17 protein-coding genes are annotated in these 15,919 nt (G+C 59.5%); 5 read left to right on the top strand and 12 right to left on the bottom strand.

The window, feature by feature from the left end:
- The first annotated feature begins 45 nt into the window (after positions 1-45).
- Both efp and JHD64_RS03375 read left to right on the top strand, forming a co-directional pair.
- On the top strand, positions 46-609 hold the full coding sequence (efp, locus tag JHD64_RS03380) for an elongation factor P (protein WP_059285870.1): 564 nt from the start codon (positions 46-48) through the stop codon (positions 607-609).
- Between the two features lie 103 nt (positions 610-712).
- Positions 713-1,255, top strand: a complete 543-nt coding sequence (locus JHD64_RS03375; RefSeq protein WP_199052254.1) for a DinB family protein — start codon at positions 713-715, stop codon at positions 1,253-1,255.
- A 50-nt stretch (positions 1,256-1,305) separates the two neighbouring features.
- On the opposite strand, the gene zapE is transcribed toward JHD64_RS03375, so the two are convergent.
- On the bottom strand, positions 1,306-2,469 hold the full coding sequence (gene zapE, locus JHD64_RS03370; RefSeq protein ID WP_059285873.1) for a cell division protein ZapE: 1,164 nt from the start codon (positions 2,467-2,469) through the stop codon (positions 1,306-1,308).
- A 296-nt stretch (positions 2,470-2,765) separates the two neighbouring features.
- Between zapE and JHD64_RS03365 the strand changes: the two genes are divergently transcribed.
- From JHD64_RS03365 to JHD64_RS03355, 3 genes are all read left to right on the top strand, one after another.
- Positions 2,766-3,506, top strand: a complete 741-nt coding sequence (locus JHD64_RS03365) for an acetoacetate decarboxylase (RefSeq protein ID WP_199052253.1) — start codon at positions 2,766-2,768, stop codon at positions 3,504-3,506.
- A 16-nt stretch (positions 3,507-3,522) separates the two neighbouring features.
- Entirely contained in the window at positions 3,523-4,305 is a 783-nt protein-coding gene (locus tag JHD64_RS03360) for a 3-hydroxybutyrate dehydrogenase (protein ID WP_059285875.1), read from the top strand.
- A 204-nt stretch (positions 4,306-4,509) separates the two neighbouring features.
- Positions 4,510-5,688, top strand: coding sequence for a patatin-like phospholipase family protein (locus JHD64_RS03355; RefSeq protein WP_199052252.1), 1,179 nt, complete (start codon positions 4,510-4,512; stop codon positions 5,686-5,688).
- Between the two features lie 72 nt (positions 5,689-5,760).
- Here the strand turns inward: JHD64_RS03355 and cysM are convergent, their stop codons facing one another.
- From cysM to cmk, 11 genes are all read right to left on the bottom strand, one after another.
- The gene (cysM, locus tag JHD64_RS03350; protein WP_059285876.1) at positions 5,761-6,675 is read right to left on the bottom strand and encodes a cysteine synthase CysM; all 915 of its coding nucleotides are present in this window, start codon (positions 6,673-6,675) and stop codon (positions 5,761-5,763) included.
- Positions 6,676-6,807: 132 nt separating this feature from the next.
- A complete protein-coding gene (rfaD, locus tag JHD64_RS03345) occupies positions 6,808-7,803 on the bottom strand; it encodes an ADP-glyceromanno-heptose 6-epimerase (RefSeq protein ID WP_199052251.1) in 996 nt (331 codons plus the stop codon).
- An 11-nt stretch (positions 7,804-7,814) separates the two neighbouring features.
- Complete coding sequence (locus JHD64_RS03340; RefSeq protein ID WP_233170315.1) at positions 7,815-8,396, bottom strand: DUF924 family protein; 582 nt, start codon at positions 8,394-8,396, stop codon at positions 7,815-7,817.
- Positions 8,397-8,422: 26 nt separating this feature from the next.
- Positions 8,423-9,385 (bottom strand): D-glycero-beta-D-manno-heptose-7-phosphate kinase, encoded by a 963-nt coding sequence (gene rfaE1, locus JHD64_RS03335; RefSeq protein WP_199052250.1) that lies wholly within the window; start codon positions 9,383-9,385, stop codon positions 8,423-8,425.
- Positions 9,386-9,391: 6 nt separating this feature from the next.
- Positions 9,392-10,711, bottom strand: a complete 1,320-nt coding sequence (locus JHD64_RS03330; RefSeq protein WP_199052249.1) for a UDP-glucose/GDP-mannose dehydrogenase family protein — start codon at positions 10,709-10,711, stop codon at positions 9,392-9,394.
- Positions 10,708-11,454, bottom strand: a complete 747-nt coding sequence (gene pyrF, locus JHD64_RS03325; RefSeq protein WP_059285881.1) for an orotidine-5'-phosphate decarboxylase — start codon at positions 11,452-11,454, stop codon at positions 10,708-10,710. The genes JHD64_RS03330 and pyrF overlap by 4 nt, the downstream gene beginning before the upstream one ends.
- Positions 11,455-11,472: 18 nt before the next feature.
- Positions 11,473-12,633, bottom strand: a complete 1,161-nt coding sequence (lapB, locus tag JHD64_RS03320; RefSeq protein WP_059285882.1) for a lipopolysaccharide assembly protein LapB — start codon at positions 12,631-12,633, stop codon at positions 11,473-11,475.
- 70 nt (positions 12,634-12,703) lie between these two features.
- Complete coding sequence (locus JHD64_RS03315) at positions 12,704-12,997, bottom strand: lipopolysaccharide assembly LapA domain-containing protein (protein WP_103525165.1); 294 nt, start codon at positions 12,995-12,997, stop codon at positions 12,704-12,706.
- A gap of 141 nt (positions 12,998-13,138) precedes the next feature.
- A complete protein-coding gene (locus JHD64_RS03310) occupies positions 13,139-13,453 on the bottom strand; it encodes an integration host factor subunit beta (protein ID WP_199052248.1) in 315 nt (104 codons plus the stop codon).
- A 7-nt stretch (positions 13,454-13,460) separates the two neighbouring features.
- Complete coding sequence (gene rpsA, locus JHD64_RS03305; RefSeq protein WP_110313272.1) at positions 13,461-15,152, bottom strand: 30S ribosomal protein S1; 1,692 nt, start codon at positions 15,150-15,152, stop codon at positions 13,461-13,463.
- Positions 15,153-15,246: 94 nt separating this feature from the next.
- Positions 15,247-15,915, bottom strand: coding sequence for a (d)CMP kinase (cmk, locus tag JHD64_RS03300; RefSeq protein WP_199052299.1), 669 nt, complete (start codon positions 15,913-15,915; stop codon positions 15,247-15,249).
- Positions 15,916-15,919 lie beyond the last annotated feature (4 nt).

The raw sequence follows: 15,919 nt of genomic DNA, 5'->3' as shown, positions 1-15,919 counted from the left end.
AAACCGATTTCCGAGTTCAATCAAGAGTTTGGGACTTTACAAGCAATGAAAACCGCACAAGAACTCCGCGCTGGCAACGTATTCATGGTAGGCAACGACCCGATGGTCGTGCAAAAAGCCGAATTCAGCAAATCCGGCCGCAACGCATCCGTTGTAAAAATGAAGATGAAGAACCTGCTGACCGGCACCGGCTCTGAAGCCGTTTACCGCGCTGACGACAAGTTCGACGTCGTGGTTCTGGATCGCAAGGATTGCACCTACTCCTACTTTGCTGACCCGATGTATGTCTTCATGGACAGCGAATTCAACCAGTACGAAGTAGAAGCCGACAACCTGGGCGACGCACTCAACTACATCGTTGACGGCATGGAAGATGTTTGCCAGGTTACCTTCTACGATGGCAAGGCCATCTCCGTGGAACTGCCGACCACCGTGGTACGCGAAGTGGAATACACCGAACCGGCCGTACGCGGCGATACTTCGGGCAAGGTTCTGAAGCCGGCTCGTCTGGTAGGCACCACCTTCGAAGTACAGGTTCCGGCCTTCGTCAATACCGGCGAAAAGATCGAAATCGACACCCGCACCGGCGAATTCAAGAAGCGCGCCTGATCGCTTGTTTGAATGCTGTGCAAAAAGCGGCCTGATGGCCGCTTTTGTTTTGCCTGTCATTCCGGCAAATGCTGCGTTATCGTGCTGTTTTCAGGAGGGCACGATGAACCGACTCGCACAGCTTGCGCTGCAGGCCCGCTACAACCAGTGGATGAATGACAAACTTTACCAGGCGGCAGCCCGCTTGCCAGAAGCGGTCTTGCAGCAGGACTGCGGCGCGTTTTTTGGTTCGCTGTTTGGTACGCTCAATCACATCGTGGTAGCCGACACCTTGTGGCTGCAACGCTTTGGCCAGCACCCCGCCAACTTTGCCGCCTTGCAGCCGCTGCAGGCCATGGCAGCGCCCACCTCCTTGAACGACTTGCTGTTTGACCAGCTGCCCGCGCTAGCGACGCGGCGACAGCAGCTGGACGAAGTCATCATCTACTTATGCAGCGCGCTTAACGACAGCGATCTTGATCAGCCGCTGGCCTATCACAACACCCGTGGCATCGCGCAGCGCAAGAACTTCCACGCCCTTCTGCTGCACTTCTTCAATCACCAGACCCACCACCGCGGCCAGGCCACCACCTTGCTGTCCCAGCTGGGCGAGGACGTCGGCATCACCGACCTGATTGCCCTGATCGACGACATTCCGCAAGCCTGACAGCAAAACGGCCAGACACTGTCTGGCCGTGGGCTGCACAGCACGGTATTTCAGATCACCACGCCCGGCGGTGGCTGGTCGTGGGTCTGGCCGGCACTCTGGTGCGGCAGCTCCAGATAACTCTTGGACTGCATTTCGGTCAGCCGGCTGGCGGTACGGAAAAACTCGCTGGCCTGCACGCCGTCGGTATAAATATCGTCGATGGGCACTGCGGCCGAAGCAATCAGCTTCACCCGGTTGTCGTAAAACACATCCACCAGCCAGGTAAAGCGGCGGGCAATGGAGGCATCCTTGGCCGCCAGCTTGGGAATACCGCTGATGAACACGGTATGGAATTCGGTGGCGATCTCCAGATAGTCGGTCTGGGCGCGCGGACCATCACAGATGGCCGGAAAATCAAACCAGATCATGCCCGGTGCCAGTTTCTTCAGCGGAATCTGCCGCCCCAGAATCTCGATTTCCTGCTTGGCAATCAGCGTCTCGCTGCTCAAGCGGCTAAACATGGCCTCCATGCGCGCCTCGGCAGCCGCATCGTCCGGCACCATGAACAAGGGCTCACGGGTCAGTTCGCGCAGGCGATAGTCATTGCCACCATCCACATTCAGCACATTCAATTCGCGCTTGATCAAGTCAATGGTCGGCAGGAAGTTCTGCCGTTGCAAACCGTTCGGGTACAAGCCATCCGGCGGGTAGTTGGAAGTGGTCACCAGTACCACGCCACGCTCGAACAAGGCGCTGAGCAGGCGGCCCAGCATCATGGCATCGGCAATGTCGCTGACATGAAATTCGTCAAAACACAGCAGACGGGTTTCGCGGGCGATCTTGTCGGCATAGGCCAGCAAAGGGTCTTTGCTCCCCGCCAGCTGGCGCAGTTCGCGGTGCACCTCGGCCATGAAATTGTGGAAATGAATGCGGCGCTTGCGTCGATACGGCACGCAGGCGTAGAAGGCATCCATCAGGAAGCTCTTGCCACGCCCCACGCCCCCCCAGAAATACAGGCCACGCGGCACATCCGGGCTGCGCAGGCTGCGCCCCAGAAAGCGGTTGCGCTTGTCCTTGAATTCCAGCAATTGATGCCACAAGGCATCGAGCTCTTCGATGGCGGCTGCCTGTGCCGCATCATGAATGAAACCGGGCTTTTCACTGGCGGCCTGGTACCAGGCCTTGGGGCTGGTCAGGGCGTTGCCATCCGGGGAAAAGGTATGCTGGGACATGATGTGTGCTGTTCTGTTGTTGGTGTTGTGGCGCAGGCTGGCACCGGCGCAATAAAGCCATACCGCGAGCCCTGCCCGTCCGGCGATCAATAGCGCATGATAACCCGAATCGGCGCGCTGTCGGGCAAGTGAAAAACAAGGCCGGTCATGCTGCTGCAATCCATTGCCCCTGACAATTAGACCTGTCACCACGATCTGGCTGTAAAGCCTCCCGCCAGACATTCTTAATGGGCTGCCGCCAGCCGGTCATGGCGGCATGCATTCCAGCAACGCACGACATCCTTACAGGTAGGTTCATGAATATCGAACAGATTCGTCGGCAAGCCTTTGCCATGCCGCTTACCAGCCCAGCCTTTCCTCCCGGCCCCTACCGCTTTTACCAGCGGGAATTCTTCATCATCAGCTACCGCACCGACCCGGACAAACTGCGGGCGGTGATTCCCGAGCCATTGCAAATGATCGAGCCGGTGGTCAATTTCGAATTCATCCGCATGCCGGACTCCACCGGCTTTGGCGACTACACCGAAAGCGGTCAGGTGATTCCGGTTTCCTACCAGGGCAAAGCGGGCAACTACACCCACGCCATGTATCTGAATGACCACCCGCCCACCGCCGGCGGCCGCGAGTTGTGGGGCTTTCCCAAGAAAATGGCCTCCCCCCAGCTGAAAGTGCATACCGACACCCTGGTAGGCGAGCTGAACTATGGCCCGGTACGCGTGGCCACCGGCAGCATGGGCTACAAGCACCGGGAACTGGACCGCGCCGTCATAGCCCAAAGCCTGCGCGACACCCCCAACTACCTGCTGAAAATCATCCCTCATGTCGATGGCACGGCGCGCATCTGCGAACTGGTGAGCTTCCCCATGCTGGATGTCGAAGTGCATGGCGCCTGGACTGGACCTGCCGCCTTGTCACTCTTCCCCCATGCACTGGCACCGGTGGCGGATTTACCGGTGCTGGAAATACTGGGTGCCAAACACTATGTTGCCGACCTGACTCTGGGCCTTGGCAAAGTTGAATTCGATTATCTGCGCTGACCAAAGGAGAAGAAGCATGAAACTGCAAGGAAAAGTTGCCCTGATTACCGGTGCCGCCAGCGGCATCGGCCGCGCCATTGCCGAGACCTATGCCCGCGAGGGCGCAGCGGTGGCCATTGCCGACATCAATCTGGCCGCAGCCGAGGCCACGGCCAAGGAAATCATCGCGGCAGGCGGCAAAGCCATGGGCGTGGCCATGGATGTCACCAATGAAGAGGCGGTCAATGCCGGCACCCAGGCCGTGGTGGATGCCTTTGGCCAGCTGGATATCCTGGTATCCAATGCCGGCATCCAGATCATCAGCCCGTTGGTGGATTTCAGCTTTGCCGACTGGAAAAGGCTGCAAGCCATTCATGTCGATGGTGGTTTCCTCACCACCAAGGCCGCCCTGCCCCACATGTACAAGGACAAGCGCGGTGGCACCGTCATCTTCATGGGTTCGGTGCACTCGCACGAAGGCTCCAAGCTCAAGTCCGCCTATGTCGCAGCCAAGCACGCGCTGCTGGGCCTGAGCAAGGTACTGGCCAAGGAAGGGGCGGAATACAATGTCCGCTCCAATGTGATCTGCCCCGGTTTCGTGCGCACCCCGCTGGTGGAAAAGCAGATCCCCGAACAGGCCAAGACCCTGGGCATCTCGGAAGACGAAGTCATCAAGCACGTGATGCTGGGTGACACCGTCGATGGCGTCTTCACCACCGTGGATGATATCGCCCAGACGGCACTCTACCTGGCCTCCTTCCCCAGCAATGCCCTGACCGGCCAGTCGATTGTGGTCAGCCATGGCTGGTACATGCAATAAAAGGCTGACACTACCGCTGCCGCAGCCATGCCTTCTGGCCTTGGCCAGTCTGCATCGGCTGCGCTGTCCCTGAGACGCGACACCACGCAGTGAGCCGCTCCAGGCCACAGCGGATAATGAAGGGAGCCGCCCCCCTTGGAGGGTGGCTCCCTTCCCTGGCATACCAGCAACCAGCCGCACAGCGATGTGCAAACGGAGTATTGCATGAGCGTTGGCTACGATCCGCAACACCAGCTTTATCAAAGCGCCAGCCTGCCGGCCGGCCATCAATACCATGTCGTCGCCCTGTTGCTGCAAGGTGGCGGCGCGCTGGGTTCCTACCAGCCTGGCGTCTATCAGGGCCTGGCCGAGGCCGACCTGCACCCCAACTGGGTGGCCGGCATTTCCATCGGGGCGCTCAATGCAGCCATCATTGCCGGCAACCCGCCCAACAAACGGGTGGACCAACTGCGCCGCTTCTGGGAAACCATCTGTCAGCCGCCATTACTTCCGGCAACGCCATTGAGTCATCTGGATACCAGCCAATGGCCAGACCCGATGCAGCACATGCTGGCCGGCTGGGAAGCCTGGCGCTCGCTACTGGAAGGTCAGAACGGCTTCTATCGGCCGCGCCTGCCCTGGAGCTTTCACCAGTACAGCACACCGGCGGAGATCAGTTTTTACGACACCAGCCCGCTCAAGCAGACACTGGAACAACTGGTGGATTTCGACCGCCTCAATGACAGCCGGCTGATGCGGGTGTCGGTTGGCGCGGTCAATGTGCGTACCGGCAACTTTGTCTATTTCGACAACACACGGCAAAAGCTGCGAGCGGAGCATTTCATGGCCTCAGGTGCGTTGCCACCGGGCTTTCCTGCGGTGGAAATCGACGGTGAGTTCTACTGGGATGGTGGTGTGGTGTCCAATACCCCGCTGGGGCAGCTGATTGGTGCCGATGAACGCAACAATACCCTGGCCTTCCAGGTAGACCTGTGGAGTGCGCGTGGCGACCTGCCCGGCAATATGAAGGAAGTGGCCATGCGCCAAAAAGACATCCAGTACTCCAGCCGCACCCGCATGATGACCGATGTACTGCGCCACGAACTGCACTTTCGCGAGATGCTGTCCGAGCTGATGGAGCTGGTTCCTGCCGAGCATCACGACAAGAAAATATTCCTGGCTGCGCAGCAGGCCGCCAGTAGCCAGCGGCTAAATGTCATCCATCTGATTTATCAGGACAAGGTTTACGATGATCATTACAAAGACTACCAGTTTGGCCTGCAAACCATGCGCCAGCACTGGCACAGCGGTTATCAGGACATTCGCAACAGCCTGCAGCGCCCCGGCTGGCTGGACATGCCGGATGCGGCCAACTCCTGCGTGACCCACGATATTCATCGCTGAACAGACACCGCGCCCACCAATACAAAAAGCCGTTTCCTGATGGAAACGGCTTTTTGTATTGAACTGTTCGTCCTACAGAGGAAACAGGCCAGTCGACAGGTAGCGGTCGCCACGGTCACACACAATGGACACGATGACCGCGTTTTCCAGTTGCCGGTTCAGCCGTAACGCCACCGCCAGTGCGCCACCGGAAGACGGACCGGCCAGAATGCCTTCTTCTCGCGCCAGTTGGCGGGCGGTGTCTTCCGCCTCTTGCTGCGACACATGAATCAGCTGATCGATACGGCTGAAATCACAGATCCTGGGCAGGTACTCGTCTTCCCATTTGCGGATGCCGGGAATCTGGCTACCGGTTTCCGGCTGCACACCGATGATCTGGATGGCCGGATTCTGTTCTTTCAGATAACGGCTATTGCCCATGATGGTGCCGGTGGTCCCCATGCTGGAAACAAAGTGGGTGATCTTGCCCTGGGTATCGGCCCAGATTTCCGGCCCGGTTCCTTCATAGTGCGCCAGCGGATTATCCGGGTTGGCAAACTGGTCCAGAATCACCCCCAGCCCGGCACGCTGCATGCGGTGTGCTTCGTCGATGGCCCCCGGCATGGAGGCTTCTTTCGGGGTCAGAATCACCTCGGCACCATAGGCGCGCATGGTTTGCACGCGTTCGGTACTGGAGCCTTCCGGCATCAGCAGGATCATCTTGTAACCCATCATGGCCGCCGCCATGGCCAGCGCAATGCCGGTATTGCCACTGGTGGGCTCGATCAGGGTATCCCCCGGCTTGATATCGCCACGTGCCTCGGCCCGGCGGATCATCGACAGCGCGGGGCGGTCCTTGACCGAACCGGCCGGATTATTCCCTTCCAGCTTGAGCAGCAGCACATTGCTGCTATCCCCCGGCATACGCTTGAGCCGAACCAGCGGCGTATGGCCGACGAAGTCTTCCAGATACTTGTACACGAGTGAGTCTCCTTGGCAGAGCGCCATTATACGACCTGGTGCTAACAGGCAGTCGAACCGTTATTTCTAATCAAATAACCAAGCAGCAAGCGCCATGGCGATGGCAATAAAAAAGCCGCCAAGCCTCAGGCATGGCGGCTGGTGCGAATGGCCGGAGACTTAGCGGTTGATCAGCCAGTCCACATAACGGTCCACGCCCTGCTCCACCGTCAGCATGGGGGCGCTGTAGCCGGCATCGCGCAGCTTGCCGATATCGGCCTGGGTAAAGCTCTGGTATTTGCCCTTGAGCGCTTCCGGAAAATCGATGTACTCGATGATGCCCTGGGCCACCAGTTCGTCCAGGCTCAGTGCCGGCTTGCCTTCGTGGCGGCGGCAGGCATTGACGGTGGACACCGCCACATCGTTGAAAGGCTGGGCGCGGCCGGAGCCCAGGTTGAAAATGCCGCTCTTGCCTGGGTTATCCAGGAAATACAGATTGACCTTGACCACGTCTTCCACCGAGACAAAGTCGCGGCTTTGCATGCCATTGCCCCAGCCATCATTGCTGCCAAACAGCTTGACCTTGCCGTGTTCGCGGTACTGGTTGAAGTTGTGGAAGGCCACCGAGGCCATGCGCCCCTTGTGCTGCTCTTGCGGGCCATAGACATTGAAATAGCGGAAGCCCACGGCCTGGGCAGACAGGCCTTCCTTCATGCGCTGGCGCAACACCTGGTCAAACAGGAATTTGGAGTAGCCATACACATTGAGCGGGCCTTCGTACTGGCGCTCTTCCTTGAAGATAGTGCCCTTGCCATAAGTAGCCGCGCTGGAGGCAAACAGGAACTGGATTTCCTCGTGCTGGCAGTAATCAAACAGCGCCAGCGTGTACTGATAGTTGTTATCCATCATGTACTTGCCGTCGTGGTTCATGGTGTCGGAGCAGGCACCCTGATGCAGGATGGCGCTGATCTCGCCCTCGAACTCGCCTTCCAGCAGCAGATTGAGGAAATCATGCTTGTCCAGATAATGGGCGATTTCACAGTCCACCAGATTGCGGAATTTGTCGCCAGAGGTCAGGTTATCCACGGCGATGATGTCGGTCATACCGCGCTGGTTCAGCGCCTTGACGATATTGGAACCGATAAAGCCGGCGGCGCCGGTCACCACGATAGTCATTGTGCGTCCTTTCAGAAGGAGGAGCCGGGCTGCTGCAAAAAGGCCAGCTCTTCCGGTGTGCTGGGGCGGCCCAGCAGCGCATTACGATGGGGAAAACGGCCAAAACGGCGGATGATGTCGCGATGCCGCTGGGCGTAGTCGATGAATTCCGCACTATGCGGGTAGGCTGCCAGCGTCTGGAACAGCGCGACGGACACATCCTGGTCGGCCAGCTGTTCGCTGTGTTCGAAAGGCAGATAGACAAACACCCGCGCCATCGGCGGCAGTGCCTGATCCGCGGCGGCGTCGACCAGCTGGCGTGCCGCAGCCAAGGCCAGCGCATCGCTGGCGAAAGCCTGGGCGCTGTCGCGATACATATTGCGTGACAGCTGATCCGTCAGGACGATATAGCCCAGCAGCGCCAGCGGCTCGGCCACTGACGGCATGGCCAGCTGCCCGCTCATGGCGGCTTGCCAGCCACTGGCAAAGCGCTGGCGCAACAGCTGGTCGAATTCAGCATCCTTGCGAAACCACTTGGCTTGCGGCTGCTGCATCAGCGCGGGCTCTGCACCACCAAACCAGCATTGCACCACCTCGTCCAGCACTGTTGTCATGTGCATCCCCAGCCCTGCGGCCACAGTCAAACTACGAACAATTCCTGCTGGGTGCACACAGCCGTGCCCAGCTTGCCGACCACGATGCCCGCCGCGGCATTGGCCAGACTCATGGCCAACGGCAGCGACAGCCCGGCCGCCAGGGCCAGACCCATGGTGCCGATCACGGTATCCCCCGCGCCGGATACATCGTAAACCTCGCGGGCGAAAGTCGGCTGGTGCAAGGCGCCTTCGGCACGGAACAGGGTCATGCCCTCTTCGCTACGGGTCACCAACAGGGCATCCAGCTGCAGTTCGCTGCGCAGTGCCTGGGCCTTGGCAATCAGCTGCTCCTCGCTATGCCAGCTGCCCGCCACCTCTTTGAACTCGCTGCGGTTCGGCGTCAGCAGGGTGGCACCGGCATATTTGGCATAATCATCGCCCTTGGGGTCGATCAGCACCGGTTTGCCGGCAGCCCGTGCCAGCTCGATCATGCGTGCCACATGGGTGAGGCCACCCTTGCCGTAGTCGGACAGAATCACCACATCGTGCTCGGCCAGTACCGCCTGGTATTGCTCCAGCTTGTCCGCCAGGATTTCCCGGCTGGGTGCATCTTCGAAATCCAGCCGGATCAATTGCTGCTGACGCGCTACCACGCGCAACTTGATGGTGGTGGAAATGGCGGCATCACGCTTGAGCAAGGTGGTGATGCCATCTGCCAGCATCAGTCGCTCCAGTGCAGTGGCTGCTTCGTCATCGCCCACCACCGACAGGATGGAGGCCTTGCCTCCCAGACTGGCGATATTACGCGCCACATTGGCCGCACCACCGGCGCGTTCTTCCATGCGGCCGATACGGGCCACCGGCACCGGTGCTTCCGGTGAAATGCGTGAAACATCGCCAAACCAGTAACGGTCCAGCATCACATCGCCCACCACCAGCACACGGGCACGGGCCAGATCGGCGCTCAGCGTGGTACGGTCCAGCCCCAGTTCATGCAACAGATTCATACGGTTTTAGCGTCCTATCGCCTGATAGTCGAAACCCAGCTCACGCAGCCAGGCCGGATCATACATATTGCGGCCATCCAGAATCACCGGGTGCTTGAGACTGGCCTTGATGGCGTCGAAGTCCGGCGCACGGAACATCTTCCATTCGGTGACAATCAGCAAGGCATCCGCTCCGTGCAGGGCAGCCATCATGTCATCGGCAAACTGCAGTGCCGGATTGTCGCCCATGACGCGGCGCGCTTCATCGGCGGCGACCGGATCATAAGCTGCCACCGTGGCACCACGGCGGGTCAGTTCGGCGACGATGACGCGGCTGGAGGCTTCACGCATATCATCGGTATTCGGCTTGAAGGCCAGCCCCCACAAGGCAAAATGGTGACCGCTGAGATCCTCGCCAAAGCGTTTGACCAGCTTGTCCACCAGCCGGCGCTTTTGCGCTTCGTTGGCCTCTTCCACCGCCGTCAGCACGCGCATGGCGTGGCCTTGCTCGCGACCACTGGCCACCAGCGCCTTGACGTCTTTCGGGAAGCAGGAGCCACCATAGCCGGCCCCCGGATACAGGAAGTGATAACCGATGCGCGGATCGGAGCCGATACCACGGCGTACCAGCTCGATGTCTGCGCCCAGATCTTCCGCCAGATTGGCCAGTTCGTTCATAAAGGAAATACGGGTGGCCAGCATGGCGTTGGCCGCATATTTGGTCAGCTCGGCCGAGCGTACATCCATGAACAGGATACGGTCGTGATTGCGCTGGAAGGGAGCGTACAGGCGGCGCATCAGCTCGATGGCGCGTTCGTCTTCGGCACCGACCACAATACGGTCGGGCTTCATGAAGTCCTCGATGGCCGCACCTTCTTTCAGGAACTCGGGATTGGACACCACGCTATAAGCAATGCCGGCACCGCGTTCGGCCAGGGTGGCGGCAATCTGCGCCTTGACCTTGTCGGCCGTGCCGACCGGTACGGTAGATTTGTCCACCACCACCTTGGGCTCAGTCATGTACAGGCCGATATTGCGCGCGGCAGCCAGCACATATTGCAGGTCGGCGGAGCCATCTTCATCCGGCGGGGTGCCCACGGCAATGAACTGTACCTCGCCAAAGGCGACGGCGGCGGGGATATCCGTGGTAAAGGACAGGCGGCCAGCCTCGACATTACGCCGCACCATGTCATCCAGGCCAGGTTCGTAAATGGGAATGCCGCCTTGCTGCAAGGTGGCAATCTTGGCCGGGTCCACATCGAGACACAGCACATGGTTGCCCACTTCGGCCAGGCAGGTACCGGTGACCAGGCCAACATAGCCGGAACCAACAACGGTGATCTTCATGCCTGTTCTGCCCGGTAAAGCGCGATATCGCGATTGATCTTGCGCAGTACATCCAGCGGCTCATCGGCGCGCGTGATGGGGCGGCCGATCACCAGATAATCGGCACCGGCCTCCAGTGCGGCCACCGGGGTCATCACCCGGCGCTGATCGTCGGCAGCGCTATCTGCCAGGCGGATGCCCGGCGTGACCAGCTGGAACTCCTTGCCCAGCGCGGCCTTGAGCATGGGGGCTTCCTGTGCCGAACACACCACGCCATCCAGGCCACAGTCGCGGGTCAGGGTGGCCAGGCGCAATACCTGCTCCTGCGGCGAGACAGTGATGCCGATTTCCGCCAGATCGGCCGCTTCCATGCTGGTGAGCACGGTGACGGCAATCAACAGCGGACGCTGGCTGTATTGCGCCAGTCCCTCGCGCGCGGCTTCCATCATGCGGCGGCCACCGGAGGCATGCACATTCACCATCCACACGCCGGCCTCGGCGGCAGCCTTGCAGGCATGGGCCACGGTGTTGGGAATGTCATGGAACTTCAGATCAAGAAACACCTGAAAGCCTCGCGCGGCAAGGCTTTCCACCAGGCCACGCCCGGTGGAGGTAAACAATTCCTTGCCCACTTTAAGCCGGCACTGCTGCGGGTCGAGACGGGCTGCAAATTCGAGAGCCGACGGCGCATCGGCAAAATCCAGCGCCACAACGACAGGAGATGCCGGTTGCAGGTCCTGACCGGCGGCAATTAGCGGATTCATGTTTTCTCCTGAATGCGATCAATGAGTTTCCGAGCGGTTGGGCGTAAAGCTTTCCCACTCGCCGCAGGCGGGGCAATGCCAGAAGAAGGCCCGCGAGCGGAAATTGCAACACTTGCAGCGGTGCACCGTCAGGCGCGCCGCGTGTTTCTGGATCAGGGCACGGGCCACTTCGGCATCCATGCGCCCTTCTGGCGACAGCTCGTCCATCTGTGCTTCGATCAGGCGGTAAACGCCCATCAGATTGGGACGGGCGTGTACCGACTGACGGGCCACTTCCAGCGCCCGCTCCTCGCCTTCGTAGGCTGACAGCTTCTGATACAGCAGGTCGGTCAGCTCCAGTTGCGGGAAAGTCTTCTGGTAACCCTGCAGCAGGGCAATGCCCTCCTGTGGCTTGTCCAGTTTCTCGTAGGCGTCGAACAAGCGCTCGGCCGCCATCGACAAGTATTCGTAATTCTGTTTCTCGATGTTTTGCCATGCCGCAATGGCCGCTTCGATTTTGCCTTCGGCAAATTCGATATCACCCAGAATCAGGCTGGCGCGCACACATTTGCGATTGGCCTGCATGGCCTCGGCCACCAGGGTACGGGCCGCCGGGTAATTGGAGCGGTACAGCTCCCCCTGCGCCAGTTCGCAGAAAAACTGCGCCACTTCATGCTGGAAGGAATGGGCATCACTGCGCAGTTCCTTGGCGGTTTCAATGGCTTTTTTCCAGTCGCGATCCTGCTGGTAGATATCCAGCAGCTGACGTCGCGCCGCCAGCGCCATATTGCCGCCCAACAGTTTCAGCAAGATTTCTTCGGCCCGATCCACCAGACCGGCCTTGCGAAAATCCTGCGCCAGCTCGTTACGCACGATGTCGCGCTGTTCGGCAGGCAGGTCGGACGATTCCAGCATGCGCTGATGCAGGCGAATGGCGCGGTCGTTCTCGCCGCGTTTGCGATACAGCTTGCCCAGCGTCAACTGCAGTTCCGGTGCCGATCCCTGCTGGCGCGACACCTCGGCCAGCGCCTGGGCGGCAATATCCGTCTTGTCGTCCACAAGAGCATCCAGACCACGGAAAAAGCCGGTGGGCACCGACTTGGCCTGCTTCAATACCGTGCGCATGTCTACTCGCGCGGCCAGCCAGCCCAGACCGAAAAAGGCCGGGAATAATAGCAGCCACCACAAATCCAGTTCCAAAGAATGCTTCCTTCAAGGGGAGTAAGAGGCCGGCCCCGCGCGCATGGTGGCGGGACCTGACAGAACAGGTCTAATCGGCCAGTGCGTCGCTGGGATCGACGGCGACCTTGCTGCTGGGCGGGCGGTTACGCAATTCCTTCTTGAGCTGGGACAGCTCCTTGCGCATGCGCAGATAGTAGGAGAAGGTGGCCAGCAATCCGACAGCAGCGCCTGCAACAAAGAACACCAGCAGGAAGACGATCAGCGGTGCCGACCAGGACTGGCCGAAGAACAGCTTGAACTCGACCATGTGGCTGTTTTGCACGGTGACGGCAATCAGGAAAACCAGCAGGGCCAATTCGATGATACGCACGATGTAGCGCATGCTCTTTACTCGGAGAGGGTTACCGGAGTGCAAGTTTAAACGATAGTGTGCTGCAACCCAAGCCAGAGGAAGGTCAAACAAAGAAAAAGCGCCGCAAAAGCGGCGCTTTGATTTGGCTTGCTAGACCGGGATTCGCAACAATCAGACCTGGGTCTGCTCCAGCAGGGACAGATCCACCCGTTCGCGCAATTCCTTGCCGGCCTTGAAATGCGGCACATATTTCTCAGGAACCGAGACACTGCTACCTGATTTCGGGTTACGGCCCACACGGGGCGGACGGTAGTTCAGGTCGAAGCTACCGAAGCCGCGGATTTCAATGCGGCTACCCTGTGCCAGGTTGCTGGCCATCGCATCCAGAATGGTTTTGACGGCCAGCTCAGCATCTTTGTAGACCAACTGAGAATTGCGCTCGGCAAGACGTTCTGCCAGCCGCGCGATCAGCTCAGACTTGGTCATGATGCAATTACTCGTTGGAGCCGGACAGCTTGGCCTTCAACAGAGCACCCAGGTTGGTAGTACCAGCCGAAGCGCTGTCAACCGACAGGTTCTTCATGGCGGTGCTGTCTTCCTGAGCATCCTTGGCCTTGATGGACAGGCTGATATTGCGGGACTTGCGATCCACGGCAATGATCACGGCTTCCACTTCTTCGCCATCCTTCAGCAGGGTACGGGCATCTTCCACGCGGTCGCGGGACAGCTCGGAAGCACGCAGGTAGCCTTCAACGTCCATGTCCAGGGCAATTACGGCACCCTTGGCATCAACAGCCTTCACGGTACCCTTGACCAGAGCGCCCTTGTCGTTCATGGCAACGTAGTTGTTGAACGGATCACCTTCCAGTTGCTTGATGCCCAGGGAGATGCGTTCTTTTTCCACGTCGATGGACAGAACAACGGCTTCAACCTCGTCACCCTTCTTGAACTTGCGCACGGCATCTTCGCCGGTTTCGTTCCAGGACAGGTCGGACAGGTGAACCAGGCCGTCGATACCGCCCGGCAGGCCAACGAACACACCGAAGTCGGTGATCGACTTGATGGCACCCTTCAGCTTGTCACCCTTGTGGAAGTTGTCGGCAAACTCGTTCCACGGGTTGGCCAGGCACTGCTTCATGCCCAGGGAGATACGACGACGGTCTTCGTCGATTTCCAGGATCATGACTTCAACTTCGTCACCAACCTGAACGACCTTGGACGGGTGTACGTTCTTGTTGGTCCAATCCATTTCGGACACGTGTACCAGACCTTCGATGCCTTGTTCGATTTCAACAAATGCGCCGTAGTCGGTCAGGTTGGTTACCTTGCCGAACAGACGGGTGCTGGCCGGGTAGCGACGGGACAGACCAACCCACGGATCTTCGCCCAGTTGCTTCAGGCCCAGGGATACACGGTTCTTCTCTTGGTCGAACTTCAGGACCTTGGCTTCGACTTCGTCGCCAACAGCCAGAACTTCGGACGGGTGCTTCACACGACGCCATGCCAGGTCGGTGATGTGCAGCAGGCCGTCGATACCGCCCAGGTCAACAAACGCACCGTAGTCGGTGATGTTCTTGACGATACCCTTGATAACGGCGCCCTCTTTCAGGGTTTCCAGCAGAGCCTTGCGCTCTTCGCCCAGGGTTTCTTCCAGAACCGAACGACGCGAAACAACCACGTTGTTACGCTTGCGATCCAGCTTGATAACCTTGAATTCGATGTTCTTGTTTTCGTACGGGGTGGTGTCTTTCACCGGACGCACGTCAACCAGAGAACCCGGCAGGAAGGCGCGGATGCCGTTGACCATAACGGTCAGGCCACCCTTGACCTTGCCGCTGATCAGGCCGGACAGGATCTTGCCGGTTTCCAGCGCTTCTTCCAGCTCAACCCATGCAGCCAGACGCTTGGCTTTTTCACGGGACAGCTTGGTTTCGCCAAAACCGTTTTCCAGCGCGTCGATGGCAACAGTCACGAAGTCGCCGATGGCAACTTCAACAACGCCTTCGTCGTTCTTGAATTCTTCGGCCGGAATCAGGGATTCGGATTTCAGGCCGGCATTAACAGTTACGAAGTTGGAATCAACTGCAACGACTTCGGCAGTGATCACCTCGCCCACGCGCATGTCGTGAAGGGTCAGGCTTTCTTCGAACAGCTGGGCAAAGTTTTCCATGGAGAGGGTAGTCATCAAGCTTACTCTCGGTGCACACCTTGCGGCGTGCGGGGTTAGGGTTGAACACAGGGCGCTTCTTGCAGTGCAGCAAGCGTTGCCCCTTAAAAAATCATATGCCGGAGACCTGGGACTGCCCGAAGCGGCGGAGTACCGTTTCGACCGCCTGGTCGATGGTGAGCTCCGTGGTGTCGAGCAGAAAGGCGTCCGGCTCTTGGCGCAGCGGCGCTACCGCCCGGGCCGCATCGCGCGTGTCCCGATCGATAATGTCCTGCAGAATCCGTGGGAGGTTAGCAGATTCCCCCTTGCCGATCAACTGCTTATGGCGGCGGGCCGCTCGCTCGTCGGCACTGGCGGTCAAAAAAATCTTGGTCGCTGCCTGCGGAAACACCACCGAACCCATGTCGCGGCCATCGGTCACCAGGCCGGGAAGCACGGCAAAAGCACGCTGTCGCTGCAATAGCGCGCTGCGTACCGCCGGCAAAGCGGCCACTCTGGATGCGCCGATGCCGATCTCTTCTGCCCGGATGTCTTCGCTGACATCGTTGCCATCCAGCCACACCCGCCCCTGCGCAAAAGCCGCCGGCAAGTTGGCGGCCAGCGCGGCCAATGGCTGTTCGGCATCCCAGGCCACATCGTGCTTGCGCGCATGCAGGGCAAGCAGGCGATAGAGCGAGCCGGAATCAAGATAATGAAAGCCCAGGCGCTGGGCGACGATGGCGGCGACAGTACCCTTGCCGGAAGCGGAAGGGCCGTCGATGGTGATCACGGGAACTGACATGGGC

It is taken from the genome of Aquitalea sp. ASV15 (assembly GCF_016429115.1).
Classification (GTDB): domain Bacteria; phylum Pseudomonadota; class Gammaproteobacteria; order Burkholderiales; family Chromobacteriaceae; genus Aquitalea; species Aquitalea magnusonii.
Note: the sequence above shows the minus strand (reverse complement) of the source record. Positions and strands in the feature narration are given on the sequence as shown.

Coding starts and splice junctions, on each gene's coding strand:
- efp (WP_059285870.1), top strand. CDS start 46: ATGAAAACCGCACAAGAACTCCGCGCTGGCAACGTATTCATGGTAGGC.
- JHD64_RS03375 (WP_199052254.1), top strand. CDS start 713: ATGAACCGACTCGCACAGCTTGCGCTGCAGGCCCGCTACAACCAGTGG.
- zapE (WP_059285873.1), bottom strand. CDS start 2,469: ATGTCCCAGCATACCTTTTCCCCGGATGGCAACGCCCTGACCAGCCCC.
- JHD64_RS03365 (WP_199052253.1), top strand. CDS start 2,766: ATGAATATCGAACAGATTCGTCGGCAAGCCTTTGCCATGCCGCTTACC.
- JHD64_RS03360 (WP_059285875.1), top strand. CDS start 3,523: ATGAAACTGCAAGGAAAAGTTGCCCTGATTACCGGTGCCGCCAGCGGC.
- JHD64_RS03355 (WP_199052252.1), top strand. CDS start 4,510: ATGAGCGTTGGCTACGATCCGCAACACCAGCTTTATCAAAGCGCCAGC.
- cysM (WP_059285876.1), bottom strand. CDS start 6,675: ATGGCGCTCTGCCAAGGAGACTCACTCGTGTACAAGTATCTGGAAGAC.
- rfaD (WP_199052251.1), bottom strand. CDS start 7,803: ATGACTATCGTGGTGACCGGCGCCGCCGGCTTTATCGGTTCCAATATC.
- JHD64_RS03340 (WP_233170315.1), bottom strand. CDS start 8,396: ATGACAACAGTGCTGGACGAGGTGGTGCAATGCTGGTTTGGTGGTGCA.
- rfaE1 (WP_199052250.1), bottom strand. CDS start 9,385: ATGAATCTGTTGCATGAACTGGGGCTGGACCGTACCACGCTGAGCGCC.
- JHD64_RS03330 (WP_199052249.1), bottom strand. CDS start 10,711: ATGAAGATCACCGTTGTTGGTTCCGGCTATGTTGGCCTGGTCACCGGT.
- pyrF (WP_059285881.1), bottom strand. CDS start 11,454: ATGAATCCGCTAATTGCCGCCGGTCAGGACCTGCAACCGGCATCTCCT.
- JHD64_RS03315 (WP_103525165.1), bottom strand. CDS start 12,997: ATGCGCTACATCGTGCGTATCATCGAATTGGCCCTGCTGGTTTTCCTG.
- JHD64_RS03310 (WP_199052248.1), bottom strand. CDS start 13,453: ATGACCAAGTCTGAGCTGATCGCGCGGCTGGCAGAACGTCTTGCCGAG.
- rpsA (WP_110313272.1), bottom strand. CDS start 15,152: ATGACTACCCTCTCCATGGAAAACTTTGCCCAGCTGTTCGAAGAAAGC.
- cmk (WP_199052299.1), bottom strand. CDS start 15,915: ATGTCAGTTCCCGTGATCACCATCGACGGCCCTTCCGCTTCCGGCAAG.